This is a genomic window from Longimicrobiaceae bacterium (genome assembly GCA_035936415.1).
Lineage (GTDB): Bacteria > Gemmatimonadota > Gemmatimonadetes > Longimicrobiales > Longimicrobiaceae > JAFAYN01.
Genome location: DASYWD010000261.1, coordinates 1 through 4,946, shown reverse-complemented (window position 1 = coordinate 4,946; position 4,946 = coordinate 1). Strand labels below are relative to the sequence as shown.

Below are 4,946 nucleotides of genomic sequence, written 5' to 3'. Positions count from 1 at the left end.
GACCGGGTCTGGACCTTCCCGGCGCGGCAGACGGGGGAGAAGGAGACCGGGCTGGCCGTCCTCGCCGCCTATCCGGACGGCGGTGCGGCATCGGACCGCCGCGAGGTGTGGACGCTGGGGTACGAGGCGGAGCAGCCGATGGGAGGGAAGTCGCGGCGCGCCGATGCGCTCACGGAGCAGGCGGTCGCGCCGGTGGGGCGGGTGGAGCGGGTGATCGAAGGAGTGCTGCGGCGGCTCGGCACCGAGACCGAAGCGCCGCGGATGCACCCGGTGGAAGGGAGCCCCGCGCGCTGGGCGGAGCTGCTGGCGGAGGGAGGCGTCCGGCTTGACTCCGGCAGTGGAGAATGATTATTGTTTGCGTCAGGATTCCGCCTGTTCCCGACCGCGAGGCACCGTGCCATGACCGACTTCACGTACGCCGCCGCGGCTCCCCAGCGGGAGCTCTCGCCCTTCATCCACCTGTTCCGCCGCTACCTCCGGCAGCAGGGCCTCCCGGTCACGCAGCAGCGGGAGGTGGTCGCCGACGTGGTCTTCAACTCCTCCGAGCACCTTTCGGTCGAGGAGATCGAGGCGCAGCTGCGCTCCCGGGGCGAGCGGATCGGCAAGGCCACGATCTACCGCACCATGGAGATCTTGGTGCGGAGCGGGCTGGTGGAGGAGCACGACTTCGGCGAGGGGTTCAAGCGGTACGAGCACCTGTTCGGCCAGCAGCCGGTGCACGAGCACCTGATCTGCACCCACTGCGCCCGGGTCACCGAGTTCGAGCGCCCCGAGATCGGCCGCATCGAGGAGGAGGTGGCCCGGCAGCACGGATTCCTCCCCACTCGCCACCGCCTGGAGATCTACGGCCTCTGCGCCGACTGCCAGGCGCAGGGCGTGACGGTGGACTACCGGGGGCTCACCTGCCCGGCGCTGGACGTGGCCTGAAGGGCCCCACGGGGATTTCGGAATCAGAGAGAGCGGGGGAGGCGCCGGAGCGATCGGCGCCTCCCCCGCTTCGCGTTCCCCCGGCCCCGGCGTCGCACGCGGCTTGCGGTTGACGCGGCGCCGCCGACCGGCTCTCTTCCCGGCCGTTCACCGAGCCCGGAACACTCGACCGCGAGACCCATGACTGCCGACATCCCCGATACGCTGCGCGACCTTCCCTGGGAGCTCCCCCGCAACTTCCTGGGCCTGGAGGAAGAGGCGGGGAGCTGGGAGAGCGCCGACGTCGTCGTCCTCCCCATCCCGTACGAGGCGAGCGTCTCCTACCAGGGCGGCACCAAGCTGGGCCCGGCCGCCATCGTGGAGGCGTCGCGCTACATCGAGCTGTACGACCAGGAGCTGGACGCGGAGCCCGGCCCCGCGGTGGGGGTCTGCACGCTCCCGGCGCTCCACCTGACCTCCGCCGGGCCGGAGGCGGCCGTGCGAGAGCTGCGCGAGGCGTACGACGCCATCCTGGAAGCCGCGGGCGACCGGCTGGTGATCGGGCTGGGCGGGGAGCACTCCATCTCCAGCGCGCCCGTCCTGGCGCACGCCGCCCGGCTCGGCGAGGGCGAGAGGTTGTCCGTGCTGCAGTTCGACGCGCACAGCGACCTGCGGCTCGAATACGAGGGCTCGGCGTACTCCCACGCGGCCGTGATGTCCAGGTGCATGGACGACGCGGACATCGTCGCCGTGGGAATCCGGGCGCTCACCTCCGAGGAGCGCCAGCTCATCCGCGACCGCGAAGGGAGCATCACCACCATCTTCGCGGACGAGATGTGGCAGGACGACGCGTGGATCGACCGCGCCATGCAGGCCCTGCGCGACACCGTCTACATCACCTTCGACGTGGACTACTTCGACCCCTCGCTGATGCCCGCCACCGGGACCCCGGAGCCGGGCGGGCCCGAGTGGTACCGGACGCTGAAGCTCCTCCGCCGCGTGTTCACCGAGAAGAAGGTGGTGGGGGTGGACGTGGTGGAGCTGGCGCCCATGGGCGGGAACGCCGCGTCGGACTTCGTCGTGGCGAAGCTGGTGTACAAGATGATCGGGTACCGCATGCTGGCGGGGCGGGGGAGCGCCGCTCGTACCTCCGCGCCGCGGGAGACACTGGTGGCGACCGAAGACGCGTGACCGGGGCGGGGGTGGACTAAACACCCCTTCTTCATTATTTTACATGGCTGCTTTCGAGCGCGGGCACCTCCGTCGAGGCGCCCGCGGTTCGTTTGGGGCGACCTTCACCGACCATCCAGACCCCCGGGTCCGAGGGATAGAGCATGTCGATCCGCAACATCGCAATCATCGCGCACGTCGACCACGGGAAGACGACCCTCGTGGACCACATGCTCCGCCAGGCCGGGACCTTCCGCGAGAACCAGCACGTGCAGGACCGGGTGATGGACTCCAACCCGCTGGAGCGCGAGCGGGGGATCACCATCCTCGCGAAGAATCTCTCCGTCCGCTGGGGCGACACCAAGATCAACATCGTCGACACCCCGGGCCACTCCGACTTCGGGGGCGAGGTGGAGCGCATCCTCCGCATGGTGGACGGCGTGGTCCTGCTGGTGGACGCCGCCGAGGGCCCCATGCCGCAGACCCGCTTCGTCACGCGCAAGGCGCTGGAGCTGGGGCTGCAGCCCGTGGTGGTCATCAACAAGATCGACCGCGGCGACGCCGACCCGGCCCGCGTGCACGACGAGGTGCTGGAGCTGTTCATGGAGCTGGAGGCGGACGACTACCAGCTCGACTGCCCGTTCCTCTACGCGGTGGGCCGCGAGGGCGTCGCCATGCGCCACGCCCGCGACGCGCGCCAGAACCTGACGCCGCTCTTCGAGACCATCCTGGAGACGATCCCCGCGCCGCAGAGCGACGAGGAGGGGCCGTTCCAGATGCTGGTCTCCACCATCGACTACTCGCCGTACCTGGGGCGCCTGGCCATCGGGCGCATCGAGCGCGGCGTCGCACGCGTCGGCGAAGGCCTGGTGGTGCTGGAGCACGGGGCGGACGAAGGCGCCGCCCCCGTCCGCGCCCGCATCAGCAAGCTCTTCTCCTTCGAGGGGCTGGAGCGCGTGGAGACGGAGTCGGCGAGGGCGGGCGACGTGGTCGCCATCGCGGGGATCCCCGACGTGGAGATCGGCGCGACGGTCTGCGACCCCGAACACCCGGAGGCCATGGAAGGGATCGCGGTGGAGGAGCCGACCGTCTCGGTGGACATGATGGTGAACACGTCGCCCTTCGCCGGGCGGGAAGGGAAGTACGTCACCTCGCGGCAGCTCCGCGACCGTCTCTACAAGGAGCTGGAGCGCAACGTCGCGCTGCGGGTGGAGGACACCGACTCCGCGGACACCTTCACCGTGTCCGGCCGGGGCGAACTGCACCTGGGGATCCTCATGGAGACCATGCGCCGCGAGGGGTACGAGTTCGCGGTGTCGCGCCCGCGCGTGATCCTCAAGAAGGGTCCCGGCGGCGAGGTGCTGGAGCCGTACGAGGAGGTCACCATCGACGTCCCCGAGGGGCTCATGGGGCCGGTGATCGAGAAGCTCGGCCAGCGCCGCGCCGAGATGCTGGAGATGAAGAACCCCGGCGGGGGGCTGGTCCGGCTGGTGTACAAGGTCCCCGCGCGCGGCCTCTTCGGCTACCGCTCGGACTTCCTCACCGACACCCGCGGTGAGGGGATCCTCCACCACCGGTTCCTGGAGTACGGCCCGTACGTGGGCCCCATGAGCAACCGCAACCGCGGCGTGCTGGTGAGCATGGTCGACGGCGAGAGCATCGCCTTCGCGCTGGGCAACCTCCAGGAGCGGTCCACCTTCTTCATCGCGCCCGGGGTGGCGGTGTACGAGGGGATGATCGTGGGCGAGAACTCGCGCCCGGGCGACATGGAGGTGAACGTCGCCAAGGGGAAGAAGCTGACCAACATGCGCGCCTCCGGGAGCGACGACAACATCCTCCTGGAGCCCCCGCGCCAGATGACGCTGGAGGATGCGATGGGGTACATCGCCGACGACGAGCTGATCGAGGTCACCCCCAAGTCGCTCCGGCTCCGCAAGCGGCTGCTGAACGCAAGCGACCGGAAGAAGGCGTCTCGCGCCTCGGCCTGATCCGCGCGCCGAAGCGCCGATGTTCCGCACACCGAGCCCCGGGAAGCCCAGCTTCCCGGGGCTTGACACTTCCGGTGAGCGTTGTATGATTGCGGCGAGACGGCCCCGTGGTCGGCATCTTCCTTGCCGTCCGGATTCCCGCGGAGCGCCTTTCTCTCCCAACCTTTCAGGAGACTTCGGAATGACGGACGTGATCGTGCGGCCGGTGCGCGGCGAGACAGTGGAGCTTGAGGAGCTGCTGGTCGCCCGGTTCGATGACGCAGAAGAGGACGCCTGGGACGGTGACGGAGAAGAGGACTGGGACGAGGACGGCGACTGGGACGACGAGGACGACGACTGGGACGACGAGGACGACGACTGGGACGACGACGAGGACGAGGAGTGGGGTGACGACGAGGAGTGGGAGGAGGGCGAGGACGCCTGACCCCTTGACCGGGAGCCCGGCGGCGGCTAGATTTTCTCCCCTTGCCCGATGCGGGACGCGCTTCGCGGAGCGCCTCGGGCGGGGGTTGACGGACGGACCTTGAACGGTTAAGTTTTAGGTCTGTCCAGCGGGCGATGCCCGCGAAGACGAGTGTTTGAAAATCGAGGTTTGGATGTCTGTGCGGACCTCGCCTGGGAGCACACCTTCTCCCGGGCTGGTGCAGCGCGCGACGAGCGCGTGAGCACGAGAGGACGTCAAAGGCGAAAATTCCGAACGGAACGAATGCGTTCTGTTCAAATGGAGCTACATCGAACGATCTCATGGAGAGTTTGATCCTGGCTCAGGACGAACGCTGGCGGCGCGCTTAACACATGCAAGTCGAACGGGGCTGCTCCTTCGGGGGCGGCCTAGTGGCGAACGGGTGCGTAACACGTGAGCAACCTGCCCCTGCATGGGGG

5 protein-coding genes and 1 rRNA gene are annotated in these 4,946 nt (G+C 69.1%); all 6 read left to right on the top strand.

All coding sequences use genetic code 11. From position 1 onward, the window contains the following. Positions 1-348, top strand: a 348-nt coding sequence (locus tag VGR37_10520) for a hypothetical protein (GenBank protein ID HEV2147825.1), incomplete at its 5' end; no start/stop codon positions are given. A 51-nt stretch (positions 349-399) separates the two neighbouring features. Then, the gene (locus VGR37_10515) at positions 400-927 is read left to right on the top strand and encodes a Fur family transcriptional regulator (protein ID HEV2147824.1); all 528 of its coding nucleotides are present in this window, start codon (positions 400-402) and stop codon (positions 925-927) included. Positions 928-1,107: 180 nt separating this feature from the next. Continuing rightward, a complete protein-coding gene (gene speB, locus VGR37_10510) occupies positions 1,108-2,097 on the top strand; it encodes an agmatinase (protein HEV2147823.1) in 990 nt (329 codons plus the stop codon). A 143-nt stretch (positions 2,098-2,240) separates the two neighbouring features. Continuing rightward, on the top strand, positions 2,241-4,064 hold the full coding sequence (typA, locus tag VGR37_10505) for a translational GTPase TypA (GenBank protein HEV2147822.1): 1,824 nt from the start codon (positions 2,241-2,243) through the stop codon (positions 4,062-4,064). 181 nt (positions 4,065-4,245) lie between these two features. Beyond that, positions 4,246-4,488: a hypothetical protein gene (locus VGR37_10500; GenBank protein HEV2147821.1), complete on the top strand. Its 243-nt coding sequence runs from the start codon at positions 4,246-4,248 to the stop codon at positions 4,486-4,488. Between the two features lie 317 nt (positions 4,489-4,805). After that, positions 4,806-4,946 (top strand): 16S ribosomal RNA (locus VGR37_10495); the annotation flags it as partial.

What these genes read in the sequence shown, in the direction of transcription:
- typA (HEV2147822.1), top strand. Translation starts at nt 2,241, where the DNA reads ATGTCGATCCGCAACATCGCAATCATCGCGCACGTCGACCACGGGAAG.
- speB (HEV2147823.1), top strand. Translation starts at nt 1,108, where the DNA reads ATGACTGCCGACATCCCCGATACGCTGCGCGACCTTCCCTGGGAGCTC.
- VGR37_10500 (HEV2147821.1), top strand. Translation starts at nt 4,246, where the DNA reads ATGACGGACGTGATCGTGCGGCCGGTGCGCGGCGAGACAGTGGAGCTT.
- VGR37_10515 (HEV2147824.1), top strand. Translation starts at nt 400, where the DNA reads ATGACCGACTTCACGTACGCCGCCGCGGCTCCCCAGCGGGAGCTCTCG.